The organism is Nitrincola lacisaponensis (genome assembly GCF_000691225.1).
Taxonomy (GTDB): Bacteria; Pseudomonadota; Gammaproteobacteria; order Pseudomonadales; family Balneatricaceae; genus Nitrincola; species Nitrincola lacisaponensis.
Map to the genome: position 1 here is coordinate 228,373 of NZ_JMSZ01000021.1, position 26,055 is coordinate 254,427.

The 26,055-nt window shown below is 52.8% G+C and carries 35 protein-coding genes; 25 read left to right on the forward strand and 10 right to left on the reverse strand.

The genetic code is table 11. The features are described 5' to 3' along the window. Positions 1–28: 28 nt before the first annotated feature. The 3 genes from ADINL_RS08225 to ADINL_RS08235 all read right to left on the reverse strand — a co-directional run bounded on the left by ADINL_RS08225 (position 29) and on the right by ADINL_RS08235 (position 2,078). Entirely contained in the window at positions 29–1,168 is a 1,140-nt protein-coding gene (locus ADINL_RS08225) for an MltA domain-containing protein (protein ID WP_036546222.1), read from the reverse strand. Between the two features lie 131 nt (positions 1,169–1,299). Continuing rightward, the gene (locus ADINL_RS08230; RefSeq protein WP_036546225.1) at positions 1,300–1,794 is read right to left on the reverse strand and encodes a GNAT family N-acetyltransferase; all 495 of its coding nucleotides are present in this window, start codon (positions 1,792–1,794) and stop codon (positions 1,300–1,302) included. Beyond that, positions 1,791–2,078: a type II toxin-antitoxin system TacA family antitoxin gene (locus ADINL_RS08235; protein WP_036546226.1), complete on the reverse strand. Its 288-nt coding sequence runs from the start codon at positions 2,076–2,078 to the stop codon at positions 1,791–1,793. Before ADINL_RS08235 ends, ADINL_RS08230 begins: the two co-directional genes overlap by 4 nt. 238 nt (positions 2,079–2,316) lie before the next feature. Here ADINL_RS08235 and ydiJ point away from each other — a divergent pair, with 238 nt between their 5' ends. From ydiJ to ADINL_RS08270, 7 genes are all read left to right on the forward strand, one after another. Further along, positions 2,317–5,373, forward strand: coding sequence for a D-2-hydroxyglutarate dehydrogenase YdiJ (ydiJ, locus tag ADINL_RS08240; protein WP_036546228.1), 3,057 nt, complete (start codon positions 2,317–2,319; stop codon positions 5,371–5,373). 43 nt (positions 5,374–5,416) lie between these two features. Continuing rightward, complete coding sequence (gene rraA, locus ADINL_RS08245; RefSeq protein ID WP_036546230.1) at positions 5,417–5,908, forward strand: ribonuclease E activity regulator RraA; 492 nt, start codon at positions 5,417–5,419, stop codon at positions 5,906–5,908. 18 nt (positions 5,909–5,926) lie between these two features. After that, positions 5,927–6,514, forward strand: coding sequence for a DNA-J related domain-containing protein (locus tag ADINL_RS08250; RefSeq protein WP_036546231.1), 588 nt, complete (start codon positions 5,927–5,929; stop codon positions 6,512–6,514). An 86-nt stretch (positions 6,515–6,600) separates the two neighbouring features. Then, on the forward strand, positions 6,601–6,990 hold the full coding sequence (locus ADINL_RS08255; RefSeq protein WP_051632659.1) for a hypothetical protein: 390 nt from the start codon (positions 6,601–6,603) through the stop codon (positions 6,988–6,990). A 132-nt stretch (positions 6,991–7,122) separates the two neighbouring features. After that, positions 7,123–7,509 carry a nucleoside diphosphate kinase regulator gene (gene rnk / locus ADINL_RS08260; RefSeq protein ID WP_036546234.1) on the forward strand — a complete coding sequence of 129 codons (387 nt, stop codon included), beginning with the start codon at positions 7,123–7,125 and terminating at the stop codon, positions 7,507–7,509. 15 nt (positions 7,510–7,524) lie between these two features. After that, complete coding sequence (locus ADINL_RS08265; RefSeq protein ID WP_152547649.1) at positions 7,525–8,181, forward strand: HAD-IA family hydrolase; 657 nt, start codon at positions 7,525–7,527, stop codon at positions 8,179–8,181. Positions 8,182–8,207: 26 nt separating this feature from the next. Continuing rightward, entirely contained in the window at positions 8,208–9,275 is a 1,068-nt protein-coding gene (locus ADINL_RS08270) for a S49 family peptidase (RefSeq protein WP_036546238.1), read from the forward strand. Between the two features lie 5 nt (positions 9,276–9,280). On the opposite strand, the gene ADINL_RS08275 is transcribed toward ADINL_RS08270, so the two are convergent. Further along, positions 9,281–9,865, reverse strand: a complete 585-nt coding sequence (locus ADINL_RS08275; protein WP_036546241.1) for a Maf family protein — start codon at positions 9,863–9,865, stop codon at positions 9,281–9,283. A 118-nt stretch (positions 9,866–9,983) separates the two neighbouring features. On the opposite strand from ADINL_RS08275, the gene ADINL_RS08280 reads away from it, so the two are divergent. From ADINL_RS08280 to ADINL_RS08340, 13 genes are all read left to right on the forward strand, one after another. Further along, positions 9,984–10,508, forward strand: coding sequence for a YceD family protein (locus ADINL_RS08280; protein ID WP_036546246.1), 525 nt, complete (start codon positions 9,984–9,986; stop codon positions 10,506–10,508). A 16-nt stretch (positions 10,509–10,524) separates the two neighbouring features. Then, entirely contained in the window at positions 10,525–10,707 is a 183-nt protein-coding gene (gene rpmF / locus ADINL_RS08285; protein ID WP_036546248.1) for a 50S ribosomal protein L32, read from the forward strand. Between the two features lie 2 nt (positions 10,708–10,709). Continuing rightward, positions 10,710–11,738 (forward strand): phosphate acyltransferase PlsX, encoded by a 1,029-nt coding sequence (gene plsX, locus ADINL_RS08290; RefSeq protein ID WP_084154441.1) that lies wholly within the window; start codon positions 10,710–10,712, stop codon positions 11,736–11,738. A gap of 89 nt (positions 11,739–11,827) precedes the next feature. Continuing rightward, complete coding sequence (fabD, locus tag ADINL_RS08295) at positions 11,828–12,763, forward strand: ACP S-malonyltransferase (protein WP_036546250.1); 936 nt, start codon at positions 11,828–11,830, stop codon at positions 12,761–12,763. A gap of 24 nt (positions 12,764–12,787) precedes the next feature. Then, complete coding sequence (gene fabG, locus ADINL_RS08300; RefSeq protein WP_036546254.1) at positions 12,788–13,531, forward strand: 3-oxoacyl-ACP reductase FabG; 744 nt, start codon at positions 12,788–12,790, stop codon at positions 13,529–13,531. 167 nt (positions 13,532–13,698) lie between these two features. After that, positions 13,699–13,932 (forward strand): acyl carrier protein, encoded by a 234-nt coding sequence (gene acpP, locus ADINL_RS08305; RefSeq protein ID WP_010323864.1) that lies wholly within the window; start codon positions 13,699–13,701, stop codon positions 13,930–13,932. A 95-nt stretch (positions 13,933–14,027) separates the two neighbouring features. Next, entirely contained in the window at positions 14,028–15,266 is a 1,239-nt protein-coding gene (gene fabF / locus ADINL_RS08310; RefSeq protein WP_036546256.1) for a beta-ketoacyl-ACP synthase II, read from the forward strand. A 70-nt stretch (positions 15,267–15,336) separates the two neighbouring features. Next, positions 15,337–16,170 (forward strand): aminodeoxychorismate lyase, encoded by an 834-nt coding sequence (gene pabC / locus ADINL_RS08315; protein ID WP_204368218.1) that lies wholly within the window; start codon positions 15,337–15,339, stop codon positions 16,168–16,170. Then, complete coding sequence (gene mltG, locus ADINL_RS08320) at positions 16,164–17,213, forward strand: endolytic transglycosylase MltG (protein WP_036546258.1); 1,050 nt, start codon at positions 16,164–16,166, stop codon at positions 17,211–17,213. Before pabC ends, mltG begins: the two co-directional genes overlap by 7 nt. Next, entirely contained in the window at positions 17,210–17,842 is a 633-nt protein-coding gene (gene tmk, locus ADINL_RS08325) for a dTMP kinase (RefSeq protein WP_036546259.1), read from the forward strand. The genes mltG and tmk overlap by 4 nt, the downstream gene beginning before the upstream one ends. Beyond that, positions 17,839–18,831 (forward strand): DNA polymerase III subunit delta', encoded by a 993-nt coding sequence (locus ADINL_RS08330; RefSeq protein WP_051632660.1) that lies wholly within the window; start codon positions 17,839–17,841, stop codon positions 18,829–18,831. The genes tmk and ADINL_RS08330 overlap by 4 nt, the downstream gene beginning before the upstream one ends. Before the next feature lie 17 nt (positions 18,832–18,848). Further along, complete coding sequence (locus tag ADINL_RS08335) at positions 18,849–19,199, forward strand: PilZ domain-containing protein (protein WP_036546261.1); 351 nt, start codon at positions 18,849–18,851, stop codon at positions 19,197–19,199. Positions 19,200–19,225: 26 nt separating this feature from the next. Further along, positions 19,226–19,999 carry a TatD family hydrolase gene (locus tag ADINL_RS08340; RefSeq protein WP_036546265.1) on the forward strand — a complete coding sequence of 258 codons (774 nt, stop codon included), beginning with the start codon at positions 19,226–19,228 and terminating at the stop codon, positions 19,997–19,999. Between the two features lie 45 nt (positions 20,000–20,044). Here ADINL_RS08340 and ADINL_RS08345 read toward each other — a convergent pair whose 3' ends face one another. The 6 genes from ADINL_RS08345 to ADINL_RS08370 all read right to left on the reverse strand — a co-directional run bounded on the left by ADINL_RS08345 (position 20,045) and on the right by ADINL_RS08370 (position 22,863). Then, positions 20,045–20,608, reverse strand: coding sequence for a chemotaxis protein CheW (locus ADINL_RS08345; protein ID WP_084154442.1), 564 nt, complete (start codon positions 20,606–20,608; stop codon positions 20,045–20,047). A 115-nt stretch (positions 20,609–20,723) separates the two neighbouring features. Further along, positions 20,724–21,047 carry a TusE/DsrC/DsvC family sulfur relay protein gene (locus ADINL_RS08350; protein ID WP_036546271.1) on the reverse strand — a complete coding sequence of 108 codons (324 nt, stop codon included), beginning with the start codon at positions 21,045–21,047 and terminating at the stop codon, positions 20,724–20,726. Next, a complete protein-coding gene (gene tusB / locus ADINL_RS08355) occupies positions 21,048–21,335 on the reverse strand; it encodes a sulfurtransferase complex subunit TusB (protein WP_036546273.1) in 288 nt (95 codons plus the stop codon). 18 nt (positions 21,336–21,353) lie between these two features. Continuing rightward, positions 21,354–21,713, reverse strand: coding sequence for a sulfurtransferase complex subunit TusC (gene tusC / locus ADINL_RS08360; RefSeq protein ID WP_036546276.1), 360 nt, complete (start codon positions 21,711–21,713; stop codon positions 21,354–21,356). Continuing rightward, entirely contained in the window at positions 21,710–22,108 is a 399-nt protein-coding gene (tusD, locus tag ADINL_RS08365; RefSeq protein WP_036546437.1) for a sulfurtransferase complex subunit TusD, read from the reverse strand. The genes tusC and tusD overlap by 4 nt, the downstream gene beginning before the upstream one ends. 74 nt (positions 22,109–22,182) lie before the next feature. Further along, positions 22,183–22,863, reverse strand: coding sequence for a Bax inhibitor-1/YccA family protein (locus ADINL_RS08370; protein WP_051632661.1), 681 nt, complete (start codon positions 22,861–22,863; stop codon positions 22,183–22,185). A gap of 135 nt (positions 22,864–22,998) precedes the next feature. Between ADINL_RS08370 and ADINL_RS08375 the strand changes: the two genes are divergently transcribed. The 5 genes from ADINL_RS08375 (at position 22,999) to ADINL_RS08390 (ending at position 26,055) form a co-directional block, all read left to right on the forward strand. Next, the gene (locus tag ADINL_RS08375) at positions 22,999–23,772 is read left to right on the forward strand and encodes a pseudouridine synthase (RefSeq protein ID WP_036546278.1); all 774 of its coding nucleotides are present in this window, start codon (positions 22,999–23,001) and stop codon (positions 23,770–23,772) included. A 71-nt stretch (positions 23,773–23,843) separates the two neighbouring features. Continuing rightward, positions 23,844–24,629: a 5'-methylthioadenosine/S-adenosylhomocysteine nucleosidase gene (mtnN, locus tag ADINL_RS08380; protein ID WP_204368219.1), complete on the forward strand. Its 786-nt coding sequence runs from the start codon at positions 23,844–23,846 to the stop codon at positions 24,627–24,629. Positions 24,630–24,631: 2 nt separating this feature from the next. Next, positions 24,632–25,504, forward strand: coding sequence for an NAD(P)-dependent oxidoreductase (locus tag ADINL_RS08385; protein ID WP_036546281.1), 873 nt, complete (start codon positions 24,632–24,634; stop codon positions 25,502–25,504). Between the two features lie 69 nt (positions 25,505–25,573). After that, the gene (locus ADINL_RS16485; protein ID WP_168713131.1) at positions 25,574–25,714 is read left to right on the forward strand and encodes a hypothetical protein; all 141 of its coding nucleotides are present in this window, start codon (positions 25,574–25,576) and stop codon (positions 25,712–25,714) included. Positions 25,715–25,743: 29 nt separating this feature from the next. Further along, positions 25,744–26,055, forward strand: a complete 312-nt coding sequence (locus ADINL_RS08390) for a hypothetical protein (RefSeq protein ID WP_036546284.1) — start codon at positions 25,744–25,746, stop codon at positions 26,053–26,055.

Here is a 26,055-nt window from a genome sequence, read left to right on the forward strand (position 1 = left end):
GGCCTTGGCCGGGTATTTTATTTTAATATTACCGTTTCAGCAGTAACCAGGCTTCCGCATAGTCACCGATATGGCGATTGTGGCGATGATAGTCATCCCAGTCACGGTAGTAACCGCTCAGCCAGTCCAGCTGATAGAGGTTGTCGTGAAAGGCACCACCGGTATCAGCCAGCAGGGTCAGACGGAATACTGGCTCGCCGTGTTCCTGGGTTCTTAACAGAATCAGTCGCCCCAGTCCCAGCTGAAAAATATCGCCAGCTACAGTGACTTTCGGACGTATCGGAATTTTATAATCGGCATCTTTACCATAGCCCAGCACTCCCGGAACCTCTTTGAAGTACCAGTAACGCTCCTGTTCTTCAGGGCGGCGTGTACGATCATAGGCAATGCCATTATTACGGTGAACATTGAAATAGCGTCGTTGACCGCCAGGTTCATTAACCACGGCGGTACCCTGTAATAACGCGCCTTCCAGATCATCACGGCTCAGCCATATCAGAGGAGGAGCAAGGTCACTGAGCCGGGTGGGCGGCTGGGGTGAGGTTTCCATGGCGACAATGGCCTGCTTGCCATAACGATAGCGGGTGATCTGATCACGCCTGGCATCGGCCTGTTCCAGGCTGAGCTGTGCTTCATCATGAGGCAGTCCATAGAGTGCGTGAGGAGTGGCTGCCGAGGGCGCTGTCTGGCCATCGGTCAGGCGTACATAGTATTTGGTCAGCAGCAGCCGGTCTGCAGGGAGGCGCTGTAATAACGGCTTGCCTTCACTGAGTTGCTGGGCTCGCTGTTGATCCGGCGACCAGCGGATAATCTCGAAGTGCTGCTGGATAAATTCAGGATCAGTGAGTCTGGAGCTGCGCCCGGCCTGAGCATCCTGCGCTACCACTTCACAGATGAAAGTCAGTGTGTCTTTGATGCGCTCGGCGGGTGTGTTAAGCCAGGGTGTGGTGCCGCCATGAATCGTGGCGGGGTCATAGGCATGACCCTGTGACAGATAGCGATGTGTCTCTTCTGCAACATCACACAGGTCTTCACTTAAATCGACCCAGGTGCCGGCGGGCAGCTGAGTGGCGGGTGAAAACGTTGGGCTTGCCAGGCTGCCAGCGCTAAAGCTGCAGGTGCCAGCAAGCACAGAAAGTACCAGGGTTAGTTTTTTTGCTCTGTTCATCGAGTGTGGCATTCTCTGAAATGGATGGTTACGCGCAGTGTATCAGAGCCAACCTGAACGCAAAATCAATATCCAGGCAGGTCTGGAGCTTGAGCAAAAACATCCGGTCGGGTAGCTCAAGTACAGGTGAGTTACAACAAAGCTGTGCGTATATCAGCAAGTGTAACCATCAAGGTCATCGGGTCCAGAGGGGAGGGTTCAAAGCCGATATTTTTGTAAAATGCCTGGGCCTCGGCAGAAAGTGCATGTACCAACATTCCGCGAATACCAATAGTGTCTGCAGCGCTTGATACCCGTAAGCACGCATCACGCATTAAGGCGCGGCCAATCCCTTGCCCTTGAAAAGATTGATCTATAGCCAGTCGACCCAGAACGACTACTGGAATTGGATCAGGCATATTTCGTCGCAATCGGCCTGTTGCAACGACCTCGGCAACGGCACTGGATGCCAGTGCGTAGTAAGCTATAACACGTTTTTCCTCGCATACAACAAAGGTACGTGAAGCACCTGTTTGCTGGTTTTTCAATGCTTTTTTCTTAAGCCAATGATCCAGACTATCAACATCACAGATGAATGAATCTGTGTCATGATCTGCAGTAATCGGTGTGGGTGCTGTCAGTATCACACCGGGTCCCAAGGCGCAGTTGTTTGTAGTGTTTTTTGCAAACGAGGGTTGGCTGCTGGCTGACAATCAAGGCGAGCCACAAATTCGGCATAGGTTTCAGGGCTGACACAGATGAGTGACTGGTCCAGCAACGCTTCTTCCGCAGCAAGCTGAGCGGCTTCAAGAATGAAGTCAGTGCGATTCTTGCCGCGCACTTTCGCAGCACGATCAATAAGACCGCGAACCTCCGGTTTGATGCGCAGGTTGAGCGTATCGCGCTTGGGGGTTGGTTCGGCGCTGGGCATGGTTGTGGCTCCTGTAATACTTCATGCATCAAAGTATAGCTTTGTGTAGTGTCATTGTCATTACGATAATAGGTCAAGTTATCTATCGTCCGTCTCATCCACCCCGATAATCCGTAATGTAATATAGAAAAAACCTATCCTCCCAAATCAAATTTTGATTTGAACACAGCGCCGCAATGCTGGATCATTGTCACCAACATAATTAACACCTGCGATGAAACACAGAGGCGCTTGATAGATGATTCCACGTTTAGCCGAACTTAATCCGGTGCAAACGCTTTATCTGGACTTCCTGGATACCCTGAAGCATCAAGGCTTTGAAGGCGATCTAAACCCTGATTATGCCAACCGCATTGTCCTGGCAACCGATAACAGCATCTATCAAGTGCTGCCTCAAGGCGTGCTTTACCCGAAAAATACTGAAGACCTTGTGCGTATTGCACGGTTGGCCGACCAGCTCCGTTTTCATAACGTGGTACTCAGCGCCCGCGGTGGCGGTACCGGTACCAATGGGCAATCCTTGACAGATGGCTTGATCGTCGACTGTTCCAAGTACATGAACCGTATTTTGGAGATCAATCCGGATGAGCGCTGGGTTCGTGTGCAGGGTGGGGTCGTCAAGGATCAGCTGAATAAGGCGTTAAAGCCCTATGGTCTGTTTTTTGCGCCAGAGCTTTCAACCAGCAACCGTGCCACGATCGGTGGAATGATCAATACTGATGCCAGTGGTCAGGGCTCTGTGCTGTATGGCAAAACGCGTGACCATGTGCTGGCGTTAAAGAGTGTTTTGCTGGGCGGCGAGTGCTGGGATTCTAAAGCCATCTCCGATGAAGAGCTGGCTGTGCATCAGCAGCGGGAAGGTCGCATTGGTGAAATTCACCGTGTTGTGAACCAGATTTTTACCGATTGTAAGGCGCAAATCGACAGCTGCTTCCCAAAATTGAACCGCTGTCTGACAGGCTATGATCTGGCGCATATCCGTGATGAATCCGGTCGTTTTAACCTGAATTCATTGCTTTGTGGGGCTGAAGGTTCGTTGGCCTTTATCGCTGAAGCGAAACTCAATGTACTGCCAATACCGAAATATGCGGCATTGGTAAATGTTAAGTACGACAGCTTTGAATCCTCTTTGCGTGACGCTAAGGCCCTAATGGATTGGCAGCCTACCTCTATTGAGACCATCGATTCCAAGGTCCTGAATCTGGCGATGGGTGATATCGTGTGGGATAGCGTGCGTGATTACTTTCCGCAAGAGGAGGGTGAGCCGACCATTCGCGGGATTAACCTGATCGAATACACCAGTGATGATGAGCAGGATCTGAAAGCCAAAGTCGAGGCGCTCTGTCAGCACCTGACCCAGATTAAAGGGCAGGCGGGGAAAAGCTTTGGCTACTCGGTGGTTTATGGCGCCGCAGAAATTAATAAAGTCTGGGCGATGCGTAAAAAAGCGGTGGGCCTGTTAGGCAATGCTCAGGGAGACAAGCGCCCGGTCGCTTTCGTGGAAGATACGGCGGTTCCGCCTGAAAATCTTGCGGACTTTATTATGGAGTTCCGTAAAGTGCTGGATGACCGTGGCTTGGCCTATGGCATGTTTGGGCATGTGGATGCGGGTGTGTTGCATGTTCGTCCGGCGCTGGATATGAAGGATCCTGAGCAGGAAAAGATGGTGCGTGAAATCACCGATCAAGTGGTCGTACTGACGCAGAAATACAAGGGATTGCTCTGGGGTGAGCATGGTAAAGGGGTGCGCTCTGAGTATGCACCCGAGTTTTTTGGTGAGCTTTATCCTCAGTTGCAGCGCATCAAGGCCCTGTTTGATCCACGTAATCAGATGAACCCGGGCAAGATTGCTACACCGTCGACAGTCGAGGGTGCGCAGTTGCTGAAAATTGATCAGGTGCCAATGCGCGGTCAGCATGATCGCCAAATACCGGTCGATGTGCGTCAAACCTATGATTCAGCAATGCACTGTAATGGTAATGGTGCCTGCTTCAATTATGATCCTCAGGATGCCATGTGTCCGTCGTGGAAGGGTACGCGTCAGCGGATTCATTCACCGAAAGGGCGCTCTTCATTGATTCGTGAGTGGTTAAAACTGATGAGTCAGCGCGGCACTGATCTTAATCAGGAAGCTAAACAGGTCAGAGAAACCGGTTTCCTGACCCGTCTGCCCAAGCGCTTGATCAATACCGTCAGGCGTGATCGTGGTGAATATGACTTCTCCAATGAAGTGCATGAAGCGATGATGGGCTGTCTGGCGTGTAAATCCTGTGTCGGGCAATGCCCAATAAAGGTTAATGTTCCTGATTTCAGGGCGCGTTTTTTAGAGGTCTATTACGGCCGTTATATGCGTCCGGTAAAAGACTATCTGGTCGGCAGTCTTGAGTTTATGATTCCAGCGCTGTCCAGGTTTCCTCAGCCCTACAACTGGGCTATGCAGAATCCGTTTATTCGTGCGGTCATGAAGCGCTTTGCGGGTATGGTCGACAGTCCTGTGATCTGTCGTCACAGTTTGCGCCAGGGGTTGATTGAGCGCTCGGTTGAGTTTGCCTCGGTCGAGTCGATCGGCCGTCTTACAGCCGCTCAGCGTCAGCGCAGTGTCATTATTGTTCAGGATGCCTTTACCTCTTATTTTGAAACCCAGTTGGTGCTGGATCTGGTCGACCTGTTAGGACGGCTGGGCTTCAATGTCATGGTTGCGCCGTTTATGCCGAACGGCAAGCCTTTGCATGTGCATGGTTTCATGAAAGCCTTCAATAAAGCGGCTGAAAAAAATGCACAGATGTTGAAAGACCTGGAAAGCTCGGGTATTCCCCTGATCGGTATCGACCCGTCGATGACGCTGACCTATCGTTCAGAATACAAGGATATCGGTGATGATCTGCCTAAGGTACAGCTGATTCAGGAGTGGCTGGTGGATGCGCTGAAAGCCTTCCCTGTTAAAGGTGAAACCACTCAGCATACCTTTAAGCTGATGGCGCACTGTACCGAAAAAACCAATGCTGCACCGTCGATTCGTCAATGGCAGGAGGTGTTCGCGGCACTTGGGCAGAAACTTGAAATTCTGGCGACAGGCTGTTGTGGTATGTCAGGTACTTTTGGTCATGAAACACAAAACTATGCGCTGTCCAAAGAGATTTATGCGCTGAGCTGGAGCGAAATAGTGAATAGCCCGGCGCATAGAGGGCAGTTGCTGGCGACTGGTTATTCCTGCCGTTCTCAGGTAAAACGTCTTGATAATCAACAGTTACTTCACCCGGTGCAGGCATTGCTGGGTGTAGTGCAAACGTTGTAAGGTAGTCGGAATTATCCTTTTTAACTTGCTTCAGGAGAAACACATGGAAGATTTGCTGCCCGAACTCTGCGATCAATTTCCAGAGTTGGTACGTGTTGTAGAGCCAATGTTTGCCAATTTTGGCGGACGTGAGACCTTCGGTGGTGAGATCGTCACCATTAAAGCCTATGAAGACAACTCGCTGGTGCGTGAGCAGGTAGCTCAGCCAGGTCAGGGCAAGGTGCTGGTTGTGGATGGTGGCGCTTCAATGCGTCGTGCCATGCTGGGCGATATGCTGGCGGAAAAAGCAGAAAAGAACGGCTGGGAAGGTATCATCATTTACGGCTGTATTCGTGATGTGAATGCGATCGGGCAGCTGGATCTGGGTGTTCAGGCACTGGGTACACATCCGATGAAAACGGACAAGCGTGGCCTGGGTGATCTGAATGTGCCGGTCACCTTCGGTGGTGTGACGTTTGTGCCGGGTGAATATGTCTATGCTGACAATAACGGTGTGCTGGTTTCATCTCAGCCGCTTGAACTGCCGGATGCCTGAAGCGATTCGGGGCTGCGAATGAGTCAGTCACATGACTGGCTCTGTTCCTCTGTACTGGTGGAGCTGTTGCGTGAGCACCCTGAGGGTCTCAGCGAACATGCATTGTTGACCCGCTTGCAACAGCGCCGGTACATTCATATTGATGCAGACGGGTTTCATGACCTTGTGAAACTGTTTCGGATGCACTTTCTGCTGTTTCACCGGTTATACCAGCTACGTGATGAGCTTCATGCCCGAAAGCAGGGAACCCTGGCTATTCATACGCTATGTATCCGGTTGCTGCCATACCAGACCGGCAGCTCGGGCGTTGAAATTGAGGACCCGTTGCGCGCCTATTATCTGGACTTGGATCAGCTGCGTTCGACCACGGAAATTGAGCTGGAAAGTATGCTGTCCCGTTTCTGGTCTGCATTAAAAACGCCAATCAGCAGTGCTGATCGGCAGTGGGCCTTGTCTTTGCTGGAGCTGGATGAGCAGGCGTCTGATCAGCAGATTAAACAATCCTGGCGACGACTGGCAATGCGCCATCATCCTGATCGCGGTGGTGATGAGGAGCTGTTGAAACAGTTAAATCAGGCGGTGTCCCTGTTGTTGCCGAGACACTGAATCCGGGAACTTTGTCGCTTTGCGGTGATCCGATAAGAGCCTTGCCTGGCCGCCATTCCATTTTTTGATATAGAGCAGGATATTGCATGCCAAAACTCGTTAAGCTTTCAATTGCATTGATTTCCACCGGCCTGATTGGCTGGGTCATGTGGACTTATCTGGGTGTCAAACCGATATCGACCGATCTGACTGTGATAGGTCAGGGCAAGCCGGTCGTGGTACTGGTTTATGAAAGCTATGCGCCTGCCGGCATGGAAGCGATGGAGCGTCTGAATCGTGTCCGCAGCGACTATGAACCGGATATCAAGTTTCGTGTAGCCCATATCGGGACGCCGGAAGGGGATCTGTTTGTGCGTCGGCATGAAGCATTCGATGGGGTCATGGTGCTGTTTGATGCGCTTGGTGAGGTGGTCAGAGTCACGATGGTGCCTCAGCCTGTTGAGCTGCTGAGAGAGGAGCTGGCACGGATACACTAGGCTGCATCCGGTATCTTGCTGAACGTTCAGATATCCCGCATAATCATTGCAACACAATCAATGCCCGCTGAGGGCTTGGGTATCAGCACGGCCATCCATATGGGGTGGCCTTGTTTTTTTACGGAGATGGAAATGTCAGAACTACCCCCGATTAAAGTGACCGAGCTGGATATTGACAGGTTGGAGGGGCTGCTCGACAAAACACCCTACCGGGGTGACAGTCGTTATGATGGTCTGCGTCATGAGCTGGCGCGGGCTATTGTTGTGAGTGAATCCGAGATGCCGGATGATGTCGTACGAATGAACTCAACCGTCACATTTGAGGTTGAAGAAAGTGGTAATCAGTTTCATCTGACCCTGTGTTACCCTCATGAAATCAAAGGGCAGCCAGAAACGCTGTCAATCTTTGCGCCGATTGGCAGTGCCTTGCTGGGTCTGTCTGTTGGTCAGCGTATTGATTGGGAGTTGCCGGATACCCAGCATCGCCATGTGAAAATTATTAAAGTGGAAAACGCATAACTTAAGAGGTTGTCAGTGTACGAATTACTGATCTTTGACTGGGATGGCACTATTATTGATTCTGAGGCCAGCATTATTCAGAGCATGCAGGCCGCAGCACGTGATCTGACGATTGAAGAGCCTGTAGATGCTGCAGTCCGCAATATTATCGGGCTTGGGTTGCCGGAAGCGATACAGATGCTGTTTCCCGCAGCGGATGGCGCTTTGGTACAGGCAGTCAGAGAGCGTTATGTGCATCATTTCCTGTCAGCTGATCCGACCCGGTCAAGCTTGTTTCCGGGTGTTCGTGAAACACTGCAGCGACTGAGTGATGAAGGGTTTCGTTTGGCTGTGGCCACGGGTAAAAGTCGTCGTGGTTTGAACCGCGTACTGGCGGATACCCAGCTGGGTGGCTTGTTTGAAGTGACCAAGTGTGCGGATGAAACGGCGTCCAAGCCGGATCCGCTGATGCTTGAAGAAATCCTGCTGATCACCGATCTGGCTGCTGACCGAGCAGTCATGATCGGTGATACAGAGTATGATCTGGAGATGGGTCAGCGGGCGCGCATGGACACGGTGGCGGTGAGCTATGGCGCGCATGAGCTGGAACGTCTGACGCGCTGGAATCCGGTCAGAGAGATTCATGCCTTTGCGGAACTGGAATCCTGGTTGTTGAGTCATAGAGCGGGTTAATTGCTGAAACATATAAGGAGCTTAAGGTGAGTCAGAACCCCTGGGATGATCCGGAGAAAAAGGACACTCCGCCGGAAATCATGTCTGAAAACCCCAAGGCCGACGCCAAGGTCGAGCAGGCGTTGCAGTCAGCATCAGAGACTGCCGATAAAAGCAAAGAATGGCGTTTGATTGAGAAAATCGTTTCCAGTCTCAATGTTGAGCAGCGTCGTGCGCGACGTTGGGGCATATTTTTCAAACTCCTGACGTTTATCTACCTGTTTGCGTTGCTCGGGTTTTTCCTGATGGGACGCGACATCAGTGGTGCCAAGGAGGCCGTCGATCGTCAGCCGCATGTGGCTATTATTGAAATTCGTGGTGTGATTGCGGATGGTGCTGATGCCAGTGCGGATAATGTCATTACGGCGTTGCGCAGTGCCTTTGCGTCGCGGCAGAGTCGTGCAGTGATCCTGCGGATCAACAGCCCGGGTGGCAGCCCTGTTCAGGCAGGCTATATCAATGATGAGATTACCCGTCTCAAGGCCTTGCATCCGGACAAGAAAGTCTATGCGGTGATTACCGATATCGGTGCCTCAGGCGGATACTATATTGCTGTGGCTGCCGATGAGATCTATGCAGACAAGGCCAGTCTGGTTGGTTCGATTGGCGTCACAGCCTCTGGTTTTGGCTTTGTCGACCTGATAGAAAAAATGGGCATTGAGCGTCGCATCATGACCTCCGGGGAGAACAAGGCCTTTCTGGATCCTTTCAGTCCGCAGCGGGAAGATGAAACCGCGTTCTGGACAACTGTACTGGAAACGACGCATCAGCAGTTTATTCGTGAAGTTCGCGAAGGGCGGGGTGATCGTCTGATCGAGTCTGACAAGTTGTTTTCCGGTCTGGTCTGGAGTGGAGAGCAGGCGCTGGAGCTGGGGCTGATTGATGGCCTGGGCAGCTCCAGTTATGTCGCCCGTGATATCGTGGGTCTGGAACGGATGGTCGATTATACCCATCAACCATCACCGTTCGATAAGCTGTTTGACCGCCTGGGTGTTGCTTTCGCCAAACACCTTTCCGCACAGCTGGTGCAGCACTGGAGTCCAGAGCTGCGCTGATTCATTCAGGACAGAATCTCAACACCTGCCTGCTCCAGCATTCGCGTCAGGCGAATCAGGGGCAGGCCGATCAGGGTGTTGGGATCATCTCCGTCAAGACGTTCGAATAAAATAATGCCCAGCCCCTCGGATTTAAAGCTGCCTGCGCAGTTGAAGGGTTGCTCACGCTCAAGATAACGGTCAATCATGGTTTCGGAGAGGGTGCGGAAGTGAACATCAAATGGAACGACTTCAGTCTGTGCGGTATCTGTTGCGCTGTTATACAGGCTGAGGCCAGTCAGAAAGGTTACGCAGCGCCCAGAAGCCCGTCGAAGCTGCTCCATGGCGCGTGCTTTAGTACCGGGTTTTCCCAGGATTTCACCATCCAGCACAGCAACCTGATCTGAGCCGATAATCAGTGCATTGGGAAAGTGCGGTGCCACTGCCCGGGCTTTGGCTTCCGCGAGTCGGGCGACCAGTTCTTCGGGTGATTCTGATGGCAGGGGCGTTTCATCTACATCGGGTTTTTTGCTGCGATAGGCGAAACCGAGCTTATCCAGCAGTTCACGACGATAGGGCGAGCTGGATGCCAGCACGATGGTTTTATCCATTATAATAACCTTCTAGAGAGTGAAATCAGATAAACGCTAATGGTATCCTGATTTTTATTGAATGAAACCCCTGATTCCCTTTGACAGATGGGGCTTCAGTCCCTAGAATTGCGCGCTTATGTCGAACGGTCCATTACCGAAAAAAGCTGATCCGCGCAAACTTGCTGAGCGGGGAGCGCAGATTACAGGGATCGCTGAAATTTCAGCGATGCCGCGCCTTGCCTCTTTTTTGTGCAATGAGCAGGGCGCAATAGATGTAACCTTGGATTTTGCAGTGGATGAACAGCATCTGCGAACGCTATCGGGCAAAGCTGTAGGGCAGGTTCAAATGACCTGTCAGCGATGCCTTGAACCGGTCGCCGTAGATGTCGAGGCAGAGTTAAGTCTGGCGGTTGTTCTCAATGATGAACAAGCGCGTAACCTGCCACGGTATTATGATCCGCTTCTCGTAGAAGAAGAGGATGTGGAGTTGTTGCCGATCGTTGAAGATGAATTGATTCTGAGTTTGCCCAGTGTGCCGATGCACGTGGATTGCTCGGTCAAAACGTCCTGGGGCGATAGTGAGACAGTTCGTCTTCAGCAAGAAAAACCTAACCCTTTCAGTGTGTTGGCCTCGTTGAAAAACAAGGCTGACAAGAGTTAATCAGGAGCTATATACCATGGCAGTACAGCAGAACAAAAAATCCCGTTCAAGACGCGATATGCGTCGTTCACACGATGCGCTGAGCGGCCCGACTTTGGCAGTAGACGCAACTACTGGTGAAACGCACCGTCGTCACCACGTAACTGCAGACGGCTTTTACCGTGGCCGTCAGGTGATCAGCAAGCAAGACGAAGAGTAAGCTTGTCTGAATACCTGAGCATTGCTGTTGATGCGATGGGCGGGGACTTCGGTCCCCGTATTACCGTTCCTGCCTGCATCAACCTGTTAAAACACCACTCTTTTCTTCAGTTGCAACTGGCAGGCGATCTTGCCGAGCTGGAATCGCTGCTGGCCCATGTGCCGCAATCCCTTCGTCAACGTATTCATGTGCATCACACGCTTAGTGTTGTCAGTATGCATGACAAGCCCTCACACGCCTTGCGTCATCGGCGTGACTCCTCAATGTTCAAGGCTGTAGAGCTGGTTCAGCAGGGCGTTGCTGCGGCCTGTGTCAGTGCGGGTAATACCGGCGCGCTGATGGCGCTGGGGTGCAGCCTGCTGGGAACGCTTCCCGGTATTGACCGTCCGGCGATTATCAGTGCGATCCCGACACAAAAGGGGCATTGCTTCCTGCTCGATCTGGGTGCCAATGTGAACTGTACCGCAGAACAGCTGTTGCAATTTGCCCTGATGGGGTCGGCCATGGTGTCGGCCGTGGAGGATAACCCTTCACCGAGGATTGGCTTGCTGAATATCGGTATTGAAGAGATCAAGGGTAACGATCTGGTGCGTCAGGCGGCGCGTCTGATACAGGCGCATTCCGGATTGAATTATATTGGTTACGTTGAGGGTGGTGAGGTCTTTAGTGACCGCGCCGATGTGATCGTCTGTGACGGTTTCACCGGTAATATTGCGTTAAAAAGTAATGAGGGGTTGGCTCGCCTGATTGCAGAGAAGTTGCGCAAGAGCTTTACACGCAATCTCTATCGGCGCTTGCTTGGCTTGCTGGCTCAGCCTGTACTGAAAGAGCTGCAGCAGCAAATCGATCCGGGGCGTCGTAATGGTGCCAGTCTGCTTGGATTGCAGGGCGTCGTGGTGAAAAGTCATGGCGGTGCCGGGCAAAGTCATTTTGAGGCAGCTCTGAATCAGGCAGTTACCGATGCATGCCTGAATATACCGGCGCGCATTACTGCCCAGTTGCAGCAGCAATTGTCCGGGAGCGGTGACTGAGCGTTTAACTCCGCGTGCAATGTTGTACACTATGCCTTTTATAGCCGGGCTGCCGGTTTTCATCTCTGATCTGTTGTTATGAGGATACTATGTCACACACGCTGGCTTTTGTATTTCCGGGGCAAGGCTCCCAACAGGTGGGTATGCTGTCTGAACTGGCAGCGGCCCATCCTGTAATAGAAGAGACATTTGCTGAAGCCTCGGCTGCCCTGGGGTATGATCTCTGGGATCTGGTTCAGTCCGGCCCGGAAGAGCAGTTAAATGCCACGGAAGTCACTCAGCCTGCATTGTTGACGGCCAGTGTCGCCTTATGGCGTTTGTGGGTGCAGCAAGGCGGTGCTACGCCGGGTATCATGGCGGGTCATAGTCTGGGTGAGTATTCAGCCCTGGTGTGTGCAGGTGCGCTGTCTTTGGCGGAAGGCGTCAAGCTGGTACGCCTGCGTGGTGAGCTGATGCAGCAGGCTGTTCCTGCGGGTAGTGGTGCAATGGCAGCCATTCTGGGGCTGGATGATGCCGGTGTCCGTGCTGCGTGTGAATCTGCTGCCGAGGGTCAGGTAGTCGCGCCGGTTAATTTCAATTGCCCTGGGCAGGTTGTTATCGCCGGTGAAAAAGCCGCTGTAGAGCGTGCGATGGAAGCCTGTAAAGCAGCGGGTGCCAAGCGTGCGATTCCCCTGGCTGTCAGCGTACCGTCGCATTGTCGCCTGATGGAGCCGATTGCCGGTGCCATGGCAGATGCGCTTGCGGGTGTTGAGCTGGTGCTGCCTGCCATTCCGGTAGTGCAAAATGTGGCAGCGAGCGCGCCTGATTCCGTAGAGGTGTTGCGTCAGAACCTGGTGGCTCAGCTCTACAGCCCAGTGCTCTGGACCGACTCTGTGAGCGCGATGGCGGCTCAGGGTGCGGCTGTCATGGTTGAGTGCGGCCCCGGTAAAGTGTTGTGTGGTTTGAATAAAAAAGTCGATAAGTCGCTTGAGGTCGTGTCACTGACGGATGCAGCGAGCTTCGAAAAAGCCTTGGGGCTAATTTAATCATAGCTGGATTCAGGGAGTCTTATGAGTATAGAAGGTAAAGTGGCGCTGGTGACTGGCGCAACCCGTGGTATCGGCAAGGCAATTGCCGAGAATCTGGCCGCGCAGGGTGCGGTAGTTATCGGTACAGCCACCAGTGAAAAGGGTGCTGAAGCCATCAGTGATTATCTGCGCGAAGCTGCTAATGCTGGTTGTGGCATGGTACTGGATGTGGCTGATGCCGCCTCGGTTGAGACTGTGCTGAAAGCAGTAACCGAGCGCTTTGGTGCGGTTGAAATTCTGGTTAATAATGCCGGTATCACTCGTGACAATATTATGATGCGCATGAAGGATGACGAGTGGGATGCGGTGATTAACACCAATCTCACGGCTAACTTCCGTCTTGCCAAAGGCTGTCTTCGTGGCATGACTAAAGCCCGCTGGGGGCGTATCATCAGCATCAGCTCTGTCGTCGGGTCGATGGGGAATGCCGGGCAGGCAAACTATGCGGCAGCCAAAGCCGGCCTGGAAGGTTTTTCGCGGGCGCTGGCACGTGAAATTGCCAGTCGCAATATCACCGTGAACTGTGTTGCTCCCGGTTTTATCGATACCGATATGACATCAGGCCTGGCGGAAGAGCATAAAACAGTCCTGCAGGGACAGATTCCGATGGCTCGTCTGGGTCAGCCAGAAGAGATTGCCGCGGTAGTTGGCTTTCTGGCCAGCCAGGGTGGCAGCTATGTAACAGGCGAGACGATACATGTCAATGGTGGCATGTACATGTCCTGAGACAGTAAAAGCGCAACAAAGAATTGTTTTTTGTGCTGATATGTTGATAATTGTCCGTCAGCAATAAGTAAATCGGTCGACATGCTTGCTAGTGTGTCATTGGTTCTAATAAAATTGCGTCTCGCATCCTGGGATGTGATGGTGTCTATAAGTATATAGGAAGAGATATGAGTAATATTGAAGAGCGCGTTAAGAAAATCATCGCTGAGCAACTGGGTGTTAAAGAAGAAGAGGTGGTCAACAGTGCCTCCTTCGTTGAAGACCTGGGTGCAGACTCGCTCGACACCGTTGAGCTGGTGATGGCACTGGAAGAAGAATTCGAAACTGAGATTCCTGACGAGGAAGCTGAGAAAATCACTACCGTTCAGCTGGCAATCGATTACATCAACGCTCACCAGTAATCGTCAGTCCCTGAGGTTTTGTTGAAAAGCCGCACCTATATAGACCCTATATAGTGCGGCTTTTCTGTTGATGGTGTGAATTTCTGGAGGAACAGATGTCTCGCAAAAGAGTGGTTGTGACCGGACTGGGCTTATTGACTCCGGTCGGTAACACTGTAAAGGATGCGTGGGACAGTATTCTGGCCGGTAAAAGCGGCGCTCAGCTGATTGAGCACTTTGATGCATCTGCCTTTGCAACCCGGTTTGCAGCCCCGATCAAAAATTTTGATCTTGAGCCATATATGAACCCCAAGGATGGGCGCAAGATGGACCTGTTCATCCAGTATGGTATGGTTGCGGCGATTCAGGCGATTGAAGATGCCGGTCTTGAAGTCACTGCGGAGAATGCTCCGCGAATTGGGTGTGCAATAGGTTCAGGCATTGGTGGCTTGCCAATGATTGAACGCACTCACGATGTGCTGAATGCTTCCGGTCCTCGTAAGGTCTCTCCTTTCTTTGTCCCGGGCAGTATCATCAACATGATTGCCGGGAATCTGGCGATCAGGTATGGATTTCGTGGCCCCAATATAGCCATCACGACTGCCTGTACCACAGGTACGCACAACATTGGCCATGCGATGCGGATGATCCAGTACGGTGATGCCGATATCATGATTGCCGGTGGTGCTGAAATGGCGACGACTCCGCTGGGTATTGCGGGCTTCTCCGCAGCACGGGCCCTGTCCACGCGTAATGACGATCCTCAGGCAGCGAGTCGTCCCTGGGATCGTGATCGTGATGGCTTTGTGCTGGGTGAAGGCGCTGGCATTCTTGTGCTGGAGTCTTATGAAAGTGCCAAAGCACGTGGTGCGCGCATCTATTGCGAACTGGCAGGCTTTGGCATGAGTGATGATGCCTTCCACATGACTGCGCCACCGGAAGATGGTGCCGGGGCAGCCCTGTCGATGAGCAATGCCATGCGTGATGCAGAAATGAACCCTGAAGAGGTTCACTACATCAATGCACATGGTACATCGACACCAGCGGGGGATATTGCTGAATCCAATGCGGCCAAGTCAGTGTTGGGTGCGGCGTCTGAACAGGTGCGAATGAGTTCTACCAAATCGATGATTGGTCATCTGCTTGGTGCAGCAGGAGCGGTTGAGGCAGCCTTTTGTGTGCTGGCGATCCGTGATCAGGTGGCACCACCTACGATCAATCTTGATAACCCCTCTGAAGGGTGTGATCTCAATTATGTAGCACATCAGGCTCAGCCTTGTCTGATCCGTGGTGCCATGTCCAATTCATTTGGGTTTGGTGGTACCAACGGTACCTTGGTATTCAGACAAATCTGATTGAGACCTTCCAGACAGGCACAAGGATGTGCTTTCTCAGCCAGGAGGTGGTGATGCGGATTTATTCCGAATGGTCATGACAATACAGCAATGGGTAAATGGTAAAGCTGTCTCTGAACTGAGTCTTCAGGATCGGGGGCTCAGCTATGGCCATGGTGTTTTTGAAACCCTGCGTATTGCCGGGGGCAAGCTGTTGCTTTGGCCCGAACACCTAGAGCGTTTGCTGGCTGGCTGTCAGCGTCTTTCCATTCCAACTCAGTGGTTAGCTGAGCAGTTGCAGCAGGAGATGGCTGCACTTCCTTCCGTCGAAGACGGAGTGTTAAAGATCATCGTCACAGCGGGTGAAGGCGGGCGGGGATACCGGCTTCCTGTACAGCCCTCGCCGACACGTATCCTGCAACTGATGCCCGTGCCTGTTTATCCTGACCTGCCAGCTGAACACGGCATTGAAGCACGCTGGTGCCAGATCAGGTTGGCTTGCGCACCTGCGCTGGCTGGTATCAAGCATCTGAACCGACTGGAGCAGGTGCTGGCCAGAGCCGAGTGGGCCGATGAGCACATTCGTGAAGGCATTCTGTGTGGTCAGGATGGCTACCTGGCAGAGGGCACCATGAGTAACCTGTTTCTGGTGTATGATGGCGTATTAATAACCCCGGACCTGCACGACTATGGTGTGGCTGGCATTATGCGCCAGCACCTGATGGCGTTAGCTGGTTCAGCCGGTATCAGCGTCGAGGTGAAAAAGCTTCAGCCGAAGGATTTGCTGGGTGCTGATGAGGTATTTTTTTGTAACAGTCTGATCGGTATCTGGCCGTTGCGTTTGCTGGAACAGCAGGTGTTTATACCCGGGCCGGTGACCCGAAGACTGCAAGCTTTGCTGACAGAGAGCTACTGTGCATGTTGAAAAAAATAGTGTTGTTGTTCTTGTTAACGCTGGTGCTGGCTGCCGCTGCCGCCTGGTATCTGTTTACCGATATGGAGCGTCAATTACATGAGCCATTACCTCTTGAAGAGACAGCCGTCATTCTGGTGGCACCGGGTACCAGCTTTCAGCAGCTAATGCGCCGTTTCGAGCGGGATGGCTGGCTGAAACAGGCCGACTTCATGCGTCTCTATTCCCGGCTATACCCGGAAATTACCGCCATTCGGGCAGGTGAATATGGCATAGCTCCCGGCAGCAGCCTGATGGATGTTGTGCAGCAGATGAATCGTGGTGAGGTGATCGCACATCGCTTTACCCTGATTGAAGGCCATACCTTCCGTCAGGTGCTGGCGGCGTTACATGCTGATGACCGGATTCAACCTACGCTGAAAGATAAAACTGAAGCTGAGATTATGGCACTGATTGCCGGTGATGCAGACCAGCCTGCTGAAGGCATGTTCCTGGCAGAAACCTATCAGTTTAACCGCGGTGCCAGTGATGTGGACTTGCTGCGACGTGCGCATCAGGACCTGCAAGCCTTTCTTGAAGCCCAGTGGCAGGCACGTGATGAGTCCCTGCCTTACAAAAGTGCGTATGAAGCCTTAATCATGGCATCCATTATTGAGCGTGAAACCGGGGTGCCGGATGAACGTAGCCGCATTGCCGGAGTATTCGTCCGTCGTTTGAATATCGGTATGCGGCTGCAGACAGATCCAACCGTCATCTATGGCATGGGTGAGCGCTATACAGGCCGGATAACCCGGGCAGACCTGCAGCGTCCGACCCCTTGGAACACCTATACCATTGACGGCTTGCCGCCGACGCCGATTGCCATGGTAGGTCGTGAGGCCATCGTGGCCGCTTTTTCGCCACTTGAGGGCGACGAACTGTACTTTGTCGCCCGTGGAGATGGAACCCATCATTTCTCACGAACCCTGCGTGAACATAACAATGCCGTGAATCGTTATCAGCGTAATCGTCGCAGTGACTATCGTTCTTCACCTGCACCCGGGAATGGCTCATGAAGGGATGTTTTATCACTCTTGAAGGGGTGGAAGGGGTTGGGAAAAGTACCAATCTGGCTTATGTACAGGCGCGCCTGGAGGCCAGCGGCAAAACGCTGGTGGTGACGCGGGAACCGGGTGGTACCGCGATGGCAGAAGAGATACGCGAACTGCTGCTACGTCCGCGCCAGGAATCGGTATCAGAAATGGCGGAATTGCTGCTGATGTTTGCCGGCCGCGCCCAGCACCTGCATGCACTGATCCAGCCCGCACTCGATGCAGGTCACTGGGTTCTGTGTGATCGCTTTACCGATGCCACCTATGCCTATCAGGGCGGCGGACGTGGCGTGCCGATGGACTGGATTGCAACGCTTGAGACCATGGTGCAGCAGCAGTTGCGTCCGGACTTGACGCTGTTGCTGGATGTGCCGGTCGAGGTGGGTTTGGCGCGTGCTCGTCAACGTGGTGAGCTGGACCGGTTTGAAGCCGAGCAGCAGCGCTTTTTTGAAGATGTGCGTCAGGTATATCTGCAGCGTGCACAGGCGGAGCCAGAGCGCTTTGCCATCATTGATGCCACACCTGCATTGAATGCGGTTCAGGCGCAGATCGATGAGGCGCTACTGATGCGTCTGGGAGTGCCCAAGCCATGAGCATGCCGTTGGTGGTGCCCTGGGCACAAGGGCTGTGGCAAAAACTGGTGCGGCAGCATCAGGAGTCCCGATTGCCACATGCGCTGTTACTGACCGGACATACCGGAATCGGTAAAAGTGAATTTGCTCAGGCGTTTGCGCACCGATTGCTGTGTCATGAACCCACGGCTTTGCAGCCCTGCGGCCATTGTCGCAGCTGCGAGCTGCTGAGCAGTGCGACGCATCCTGATCTGGTCTATCTGCACCCGGAAGAGGCAGGCAAGGCCATCAAGGTGGATCAGGTGCGTGAGCTGCTGCAGTTTCTGCACAATACGGCACAGCAGGGTGGCTACCGTGTAGTGGTTATGGAGCCGGCAGAAAGCATGAATATCAATGCCGCGAACGCACTGCTTAAATCCCTGGAAGAGCCGGGCGATAACACCTTGCTGCTGCTGGTATCGCACCAGCCGGGACAGCTGATGCCCACCATCCGCAGTCGCTGCCAACAGGTCACTTTCCCGGTTCCAGCTGCTGCGCAGGCAAGTGAATGGCTGGCGGCTGAGCTGCAGCAGACCCCCGAGCGCGCTGCACAATTACTCAGTATCAGTCAGGGAGCGCCGCTCAAGGCCCGGGATCTGTTCCAGCGTGACTTGCTCAAGCTGCGCGCCAGTTTGATGACCGGGTTGGCGGATCTGCTGAAGGGGCGTACATCGGCGGTTGCATTGGCAGAAACACTGCACAAGGATGATCTGGTGCAACTTCTGGAATGGTTCCACAGTCTATTGGTTGACATCGCCCGGTTACAGGCCGATGCTGACAGACAGGTCGTCAGCAATGCTGATATGCTGAAAATGCTTAATGCCGTTGCCAAAAAGACCACAGCCGGTAAACTTTATACCTTAATTGATCAATTACAGGCTGAACGTATCAGCCTGATGGAGCGCCATAACCCGAACCGGCAGTTATTGCTTGAAACGCTGCTGTTGGGTTGGGTGAAACTGGTTCGCTAACCTGAAGGAATATACACATGTCGATTGTGCCCAGAATCAGTCACGGTATCCTGTCCTTATCGATAGAAAATAAAGAGGATCTGTATAAATCCTTTATGCCGTTTGTGACCTATGGTGGGCTGTTTATACCAACCTCACGCTCTTATCAGCTGGGTGAGGAGGTCTTCATGCTGTTGAATATCATGGATGAACAGGAAAAAATTCCGGTAACCGGCAAGGTCATCTGGGTAACACCCAAAGCAGCGCAGGGCGGGCGCGTGCCGGGTATCGGCATTCAACTGACCGCCGATGATGCACCGCTGGTGCGCAAAATTGAAAACTACCTCGCCGGTGCACTGAACAGCTCCCGACGTACCTACACCATCTGATTTCAAGCAGGAATACTGACCGCTTTATGTACATTGACTCGCACTGCCATCTCGACCGCATCAATCTGGAAAAGCTGGGTACCTCTTTGCCTGAGCTTATCGACCATGCCCGATCACGTGATGTTCACAAAATGCTGTGTGTGTCGATTGACCTGGACCAGTTTGAAGAGATGGAGCGTGTAACACAGGGGTTTGACGGCGTCTTTCTGTCGGCCGGTGTACACCCGCTGCATGTCGATGAACAGCCATACAATGAAGCCCGGTTACGCCAGGCGGCAGCTCGCGAGCGTGTAATCGCGATTGGTGAAACAGGGCTGGATTACTATTACTCCCGTGACCATATTGATGCCCAGCATGAGAGTTTTGCCGGTCACCTGCGTCTGGCTGGCGAGCTGGGCCTGCCGGTGATCGTGCATACCCGTGACGCACGAGAGGATACCTTGCAGCTGATTGATCAGCATGGCAATCCGCAAACGGCAGGTGTACTGCACTGTTTTACCGAGTCGCTGGAGATGGCGATGGCTGCACTTGAACTGAACTATATGATTTCCTTCTCGGGAATCATTACTTTCAAAAATGCAGAAGCCTTGCGCGACGTGGTGAAGGCTGTGCCATTGGAGCGCCTGTTAATCGAAACCGACGCGCCATATCTGGCACCGGTGCCTTATCGCGGAAAACAGAACCAGCCCGCCTATGTTGTCGAGGTGGCGCAGTGTGTTGCCGATCTAAAAGGTGTTTCCAAAGAAGCGGTGGCTGAAATCACGCGTGAAAACTTTCATCGCCTGTTCAGTAAGGCCTGACCCGTCTCCTGTATTAATCAGAAGACAGGTCTGTGCAGGATCGAATCAATAACCGAGATCATCATCCGTTGCGGGAGTGATACTGAGCAGCATTTTGGTCAGGTCGAGCAGGATGATCAGAATGTTATTGTGATAGCAAACACCCTGGACGAAGCGCTTGGTTGACTCGTCGCCGCTGAGATTGGGCGCACGATCTACCCGGTTAGCTGGCAGGTTGATCACTTCATCAACGCTGTCGACCACCAGACCGATAACTTCTTTGTCATTCAGCTCTACAATGATGATGCGAGTGTCGTCATCATAAGGAACATCAGCCATATGGAACAGGCGGCGAGTGTCTATGACGGTGACCACATTACCACGTACGTTGATAATGCCCAGTACGGAAAAATCCGCACCCGGAACAGGTGTAATCTCGACATAGCGCAGCACTTCCTTCACCTGCATCACATCGATACCATAGAGTTCCTGATTGACGCGGAAAGTCGCCCACTGGTGGTACACCACTTCTTCTTCCTTGGCGCGACGGGCATTTTCTTCCTGCTTCTTTTTGTTATCGGAAATTTTTTCCCGCATTTTCAGTTGCTCTGCAGCGGCCTCTAAACTCATGATCAAGGTTCCTTTCTGCTTACTGTGAAGAACGTGTATTTAAATTCAGATGTGTTTGATTATAGCGGTAATAGTTGAGTGTAGCCATGGAATTGTCAGGTGAATAGCGCCACTTTCAAAGACAATTGTCCGGCTTTGGCAGTCCGGCAATACAGGCAGCCAGTTTGGCAGGGCTGCCGGGAAACAGTTGCATCAGGTAGATGCTGCGGCCTTTTTCTGCACCCAGCTGTAAACTGACCGCCTTGCACAGTGGTCGCATGGCCGGGGAATGCTGATATTGCTGATAGAAATCGCGGAGCAGCCATAGAACTTCCCAGTGAGCAGGCGTGAGCTGGATGCCTTTATCCTGTGCCAGTTGTTCCGCCAAAGGCTCTGACCAGTCTTCCAGACGGAACAGATAGCCTTCATCATCCAGCAGGGTGCGATAGTCCTGTGTCATTTAAAACCAGCTCACAACACGGTTACAGTGGAGCGTCAGATTGACGAACTCCGGATCACTGATAATGGAAATATCCGTAGCGTTTGTTAACCCGCGTGCCTGAAGATCGACCGCCAGCGCATGGATTGGCACCCCGGATGGCAGCTTGTGACGATGTGCAGGCAGGGTGAAATACACCGCATCTTCGATCAGCAGCAGCTCATCACCTTCACTGAGTGCCATCAGGCAGTGTGAAAGCGTATCTGTATCCGAGGGCGGCGTGTTGAGTGTGTGTAAGGATCGGCTCATGAGGGCACCTGTCATCTGTCAGAGTGGCAAGACAACGTCTTGTTCGCGGATCAGTTGCTGTAACGCATCAGGTTCCAGTGCCTGGGGCTTGAGCAATAGTGTTTCGGCGCTCAGGCCATGAAAGCGCAGGGCCTCAGCGTCGACGTATATGGATTCAATATCATAAAGTGCCAGTGAGGACTGAATGGCATTCAGGTTTTTCTGTCGAATAGCGGTCGGGTTTTGCTCCGGCAAGAGCTGCAAAATCGCATCTCCCATCAACAGCAGGCTGACGGATTGCTCAAATACCGAGCAGGTGAGAGCGATATCCAGCAGATCACGCGCGGCAGAGCTGCCATAAGGCGGACGGCTGCAGATCAGCAGAAAACGCTTGTTCATCCCCGACCTCCAAAGGTAATTACCCGGTCTGACAGCATGGCCGCTTCGACCAGTTGGCCAAGTCCTGACAGCTCAAAACCCGGTGCCAGATTATGCTGATTCTTGTCATAGCGGCGAGCCTCATTGGCATCCAGGACACCGCGACGGATCGCAGCCGCAATGCACACTACCAGATCCAACGGGTATTCTTTCGCCAGTGCCTGCCAATCCTCAGGAATATTGGACTCGTCTGCGGGTGAGCTGACCAGCGTATTGCCGTTCAGAACACCATCCCGGTAGAAGAATACCCGGTGCAGGGTGTGGCCCGCTTCCAGAACGGCTCGCGCAAAGCGCAAAGCGGTTTCCGGCGCCTGATGCTGTACCGGAGACGCATGAACCACCAGTGTAAAAATCATCAGATCACCTCGCCAGATAATAAAAAACCCCGCCATCTTAACAAAGAAGGCGGGGTTTTCTGAAGTGTTGCGGATCAGTCGCTGCTGAGCACACCAACCAGGTGCAGCAGATGTACGAACATGTTGTAGATGCTCAGGTACAGACCGACGGTTGCCATGATGTAGTTCTGGTAGTGACCGTTGACGATGTTGCTGGTGTCATACAGGATGAAGCCAGCCATCAGCAGAACCACCAGAGACGAGAATGCCAGATGCAGGGCAGGGATGTACACACCGAAGAATGGCAGTGCAATCAGTGCCACCATGGCAATCAGCATCACGATGGCACCTGTTGCCAGGAAGCCGCCCATGAAGCTGAAGTCACGCTTGCTGCTCATGACATAGGCAGACAGGCCGACAAACGTCAGCGCAGTCATGCCCAGTGCGGTCATGACGATCTGACCGCCACCTGCCATTGCCAGGTAGTGGTTCAGCAATGGGCCCAGGCCAAAGCCGAGCAAACCAGTGAAGGCAAATACCAGTGGTAATGCTGCAGCCGAGTTCTGTTTGCGATTCAGCACAAAAAGCAGACCGAAGCTGACCAGCACACTGCCGATGTAGAACAGGAAGGGCGGGTTGATGATCATGGAAATCACCGCCGTAACGGCGCTGAAGCCCAACGTCATTGCCAGCAACATATAAGTGTTGCGGATCATTTTGTTGGTCTGGATGACCGACACCTCGGTGCGGTGATCCAATGCATGTACTTTATCCATAGCAGTCCTCGTTATGATCAAATCTGGAACAGGCCTAATAATCAGGGTAAATTACCCTGAATTCAAGTTTTTGACCGGAATCCGTGTGAATAATTCCCCTCAGGGGTTCCTGTCACTGTTATCGATCGAGATTCTGTGAATACCTTACCTGAACCTGACATTCTGTATCAGGATGATGTCCTGATGATTTTGCATAAACCCGCAGGCTTGCTGGTTCATCCCAGCTGGATTGCACCGGCACGTACACCGAATCTGGTCGGCTGGCTCAAGCAGCAGTTTCCTGCGGATACTTTTCATACGCTGCATCGCCTGGATCGGGCCACCTCAGGCGTTATTGCTTTTGTACGCAATGACAAACAGGCGGCGCAAACCATGCATCAGCAGTTTATTGATCGACGGGTGCACAAAACCTATCTCTGTGTGGTGCGTGGCTGGACCGACCCGGAGGGGAGTATTGATTATCCGCTGACGCAGGAGAAGGACCATTTTGCTGAACCCTTTGCCAGTGACAGCAAGCCGCCACAAGAGGCGGTAACTCATTATCGTACCCTGGGGCATGTCGAGTTACCCATCCCGGTCGGGCGCTATCCCGTAGCACGCTATTCACTGGTTGAAGTGAAGCCTGAAACGGGCCGTAAGCATCAGATACGCCGTCACATGAAGCATCTTTTGCATCCATTGGTGGGTGATACCAAACACGGTGAAGGGCGACACAATCGTCTGTTCAGGGAACATTTTGATCTGCATCGTCTGCTGCTGATGGCAACCGAACTGCGTTTCGAACATCCGTACGAGCTGAAGCAGGTCAAAGTCAGTGCGCCACCGGATGACGAGGTGATGGCGCTCTTTGCCCGTCTGGGATGGCCGGATATTGAACAACTGCGTGAAAACCCCGATTTGCGCTGCTGAATCGATTGCGAATTCCCGCCTGCGTGGTAGCATGACTGGTACAACTATTTAATAAACGATTTGCATACAACATGACTCAGCAGCATACGACCCCCAAGACGCTGACCCACCGGATCACGTCAGAAAAACCTTTGCGCATCGCATTGATCGGTGCCATGGATCAGGAAATTGAACTGATTAAAGGTGCCATGGAAAATGTGCACTCTTTTAATCAGGCCGGTTATGAGTTTTATCAGGGACAGCTTCACGGTGCAGATGTCATCCTGCTAAAGTCCGGTATAGGTAAAGTCAATGCAGCCATCGGTACCACGATTCTGTTGCATGAGTTCAGCCCCGATTGTGTTATCAATACCGGTTCTGCGGGCGGGTTTGATCCGTCGCTGGCCGTGGGTGATGTGGTGATTTCAGATCGGGTCATACACCATGATGCGGACCTGACGATTTTTGGCTATCAGCCTGGACAGTTGCCGGGCATGCCGCCAGCTTTTATCCCTGACCCGGATCTTTCAGCCATCGCCGAAAAATGCATTAACGAATTTGTTGGCATCAATACCGTGCATGGACTCATCGCGACCGGTGACAGCTTTATGGATGCACCGGAGCGCGTTGCTGCAACACGCAACACCTTTCCGGAAATTCAGGCGGTTGAAATGGAAGCCGCTGCGATTGCGCAGACTTGTCACCGGTTTGATATTCCGTTTATTGTCATACGTGCGTTGTCCGATATTGCCGGCAAGGAATCCAACATCTCCTTCAAAGAGTTTCTGGAAACCGCTGCAACCAACTCTGCCAACATGGTGTGTGCCATCGTTCGTGGTATCGTGGCGCATCAGATTGAAATACAACAGGAGTCATGAGCATGGCGAAAACGGCATTTATCGGACTGGGTACCATGGGATTCCCGATGGCAGGACATCTGGCCGCCAAGGGGCATGAGGTGTGTGTCTATAACCGCAGTGCTGAAAAAGCTGAGCAGTGGGTAGCCCAGCATGGTGGACGCATGGCGCAGACACCGGCGGCCGCTGCTGAAGGTGCCGAGTGGGTCTTCGTCTGCGTCGGTAATGATGATGACCTGCGCTCCGTCACTCTGGGTGATACCGGTGTACTGGCTGGCATGGCTGCAGGCTCGATTCTGGTGGATCACACCACGGCCTCTGCCGAAGTTGCACGAGAACTCTACGCAGCCGCTGCGGCGCAGGGCGTCCATTTTCTCGATGCGCCTGTTTCCGGCGGTCAGGCCGGTGCTGAGCAGGGTGTACTCAGTGTCATGGTGGGTGGCGAAGAAGCGGCATACAGCCGGACTGAACCGGTCGTGGCCAGCTATGCCCGCTCACAGAAACTGATCGGTGGTCCTGGTGCAGGACAGCTGGCCAAAATGGTCAACCAGATCTGTATCGCAGGACTGGTGCAGGGCCTGGCTGAAGCGGTGCACTTCATCGACAAGGCCGGTCTGGATGGTGAAAAAGTGTTCGATGTTATTCAGCACGGTGCCGCAGGCTCCTGGCAAATGGCGAATCGTCACAAGACCATGCTGCAGGGTGAGTTTGATTTCGGCTTTGCAGTAGACTGGATGCGTAAAGACCTCAGCATCGCGTTAAACGAAGCGCGCCGTAATGGTGCCCAGTTGCCGGTGACCGCACTGGTCGATCAGTTCTATGCCGAGGTGCAGCAGCGTGGCGGTGGACGCTGGGATACATCGAGTTTGGTGAAAAGGTTTGAGACAGGTCGTTAATTCTTTATAATCGCGACCCAAAGGGCATCAAGACCCGCTGATTTCATTCAAAAACCAAAGGTAAGTTCTATGACTTCTATCGATAAATACAGCTTGATTTCACTGGCGCCAAGTCTGGCGGTTATCGTCGGCGTGGTGGCCATCACCGTATTTGGTATCGTTTTTCTGAAAAAAGCGATTGCCAAAGATGCCGCGAAAGCCGGTGAATAAACCCGTTTGACCACTTCAGGATAACGTCTATGCAGCGCTCAGTGAACATCAGTCAGCCAGAAAAAAGTGTCAGCGACAATCAGCGCCATCCGCTGCTGTCTGATAACGACATCAATACCATTCTGGTCAATGGCGCCCAGATGTCACTGAGCAAGCTGAAACGGGCACGCTCGTTTAATGCCCGGATCTACTACTACGCTGAAATCGGCGTCTATCTTGAAGTGTCACTGTCACGGGGAGCGGGCATTACCGACGCCACCCGTGAACAGTTGCAACAGATTCACAAAGATGCGACCCACATTCACATGAATGCCAACAAGCGACTGGCATTGAAATCCTGA

Coding starts and splice junctions, on each gene's coding strand:
- ADINL_RS08225 (WP_036546222.1), bottom strand. CDS start 1,168: ATGAACAGAGCAAAAAAACTAACCCTGGTACTTTCTGTGCTTGCTGGC.
- ADINL_RS08235 (WP_036546226.1), bottom strand. CDS start 2,078: ATGCCCAGCGCCGAACCAACCCCCAAGCGCGATACGCTCAACCTGCGC.
- ydiJ (WP_036546228.1), top strand. CDS start 2,317: ATGATTCCACGTTTAGCCGAACTTAATCCGGTGCAAACGCTTTATCTG.
- rraA (WP_036546230.1), top strand. CDS start 5,417: ATGGAAGATTTGCTGCCCGAACTCTGCGATCAATTTCCAGAGTTGGTA.
- ADINL_RS08250 (WP_036546231.1), top strand. CDS start 5,927: ATGAGTCAGTCACATGACTGGCTCTGTTCCTCTGTACTGGTGGAGCTG.
- ADINL_RS08255 (WP_051632659.1), top strand. CDS start 6,601: ATGCCAAAACTCGTTAAGCTTTCAATTGCATTGATTTCCACCGGCCTG.
- rnk (WP_036546234.1), top strand. CDS start 7,123: ATGTCAGAACTACCCCCGATTAAAGTGACCGAGCTGGATATTGACAGG.
- ADINL_RS08275 (WP_036546241.1), bottom strand. CDS start 9,865: ATGGATAAAACCATCGTGCTGGCATCCAGCTCGCCCTATCGTCGTGAA.
- ADINL_RS08280 (WP_036546246.1), top strand. CDS start 9,984: ATGTCGAACGGTCCATTACCGAAAAAAGCTGATCCGCGCAAACTTGCT.
- rpmF (WP_036546248.1), top strand. CDS start 10,525: ATGGCAGTACAGCAGAACAAAAAATCCCGTTCAAGACGCGATATGCGT.
- fabD (WP_036546250.1), top strand. CDS start 11,828: ATGTCACACACGCTGGCTTTTGTATTTCCGGGGCAAGGCTCCCAACAG.
- fabG (WP_036546254.1), top strand. CDS start 12,788: ATGAGTATAGAAGGTAAAGTGGCGCTGGTGACTGGCGCAACCCGTGGT.
- acpP (WP_010323864.1), top strand. CDS start 13,699: ATGAGTAATATTGAAGAGCGCGTTAAGAAAATCATCGCTGAGCAACTG.
- fabF (WP_036546256.1), top strand. CDS start 14,028: ATGTCTCGCAAAAGAGTGGTTGTGACCGGACTGGGCTTATTGACTCCG.
- pabC (WP_204368218.1), top strand. CDS start 15,337: ATGGTCATGACAATACAGCAATGGGTAAATGGTAAAGCTGTCTCTGAA.
- mltG (WP_036546258.1), top strand. CDS start 16,164: ATGTTGAAAAAAATAGTGTTGTTGTTCTTGTTAACGCTGGTGCTGGCT.
- tmk (WP_036546259.1), top strand. CDS start 17,210: ATGAAGGGATGTTTTATCACTCTTGAAGGGGTGGAAGGGGTTGGGAAA.
- ADINL_RS08330 (WP_051632660.1), top strand. CDS start 17,839: ATGAGCATGCCGTTGGTGGTGCCCTGGGCACAAGGGCTGTGGCAAAAA.
- ADINL_RS08335 (WP_036546261.1), top strand. CDS start 18,849: ATGTCGATTGTGCCCAGAATCAGTCACGGTATCCTGTCCTTATCGATA.
- ADINL_RS08340 (WP_036546265.1), top strand. CDS start 19,226: ATGTACATTGACTCGCACTGCCATCTCGACCGCATCAATCTGGAAAAG.
- ADINL_RS08345 (WP_084154442.1), bottom strand. CDS start 20,608: ATGAGTTTAGAGGCCGCTGCAGAGCAACTGAAAATGCGGGAAAAAATT.
- ADINL_RS08350 (WP_036546271.1), bottom strand. CDS start 21,047: ATGACACAGGACTATCGCACCCTGCTGGATGATGAAGGCTATCTGTTC.
- tusB (WP_036546273.1), bottom strand. CDS start 21,335: ATGAGCCGATCCTTACACACACTCAACACGCCGCCCTCGGATACAGAT.
- tusC (WP_036546276.1), bottom strand. CDS start 21,713: ATGAACAAGCGTTTTCTGCTGATCTGCAGCCGTCCGCCTTATGGCAGC.
- tusD (WP_036546437.1), bottom strand. CDS start 22,108: ATGATTTTTACACTGGTGGTTCATGCGTCTCCGGTACAGCATCAGGCG.
- ADINL_RS08370 (WP_051632661.1), bottom strand. CDS start 22,863: ATGGATAAAGTACATGCATTGGATCACCGCACCGAGGTGTCGGTCATC.
- mtnN (WP_204368219.1), top strand. CDS start 23,844: ATGACTCAGCAGCATACGACCCCCAAGACGCTGACCCACCGGATCACG.
- ADINL_RS08385 (WP_036546281.1), top strand. CDS start 24,632: ATGGCGAAAACGGCATTTATCGGACTGGGTACCATGGGATTCCCGATG.
- ADINL_RS16485 (WP_168713131.1), top strand. CDS start 25,574: ATGACTTCTATCGATAAATACAGCTTGATTTCACTGGCGCCAAGTCTG.
- ADINL_RS08390 (WP_036546284.1), top strand. CDS start 25,744: ATGCAGCGCTCAGTGAACATCAGTCAGCCAGAAAAAAGTGTCAGCGAC.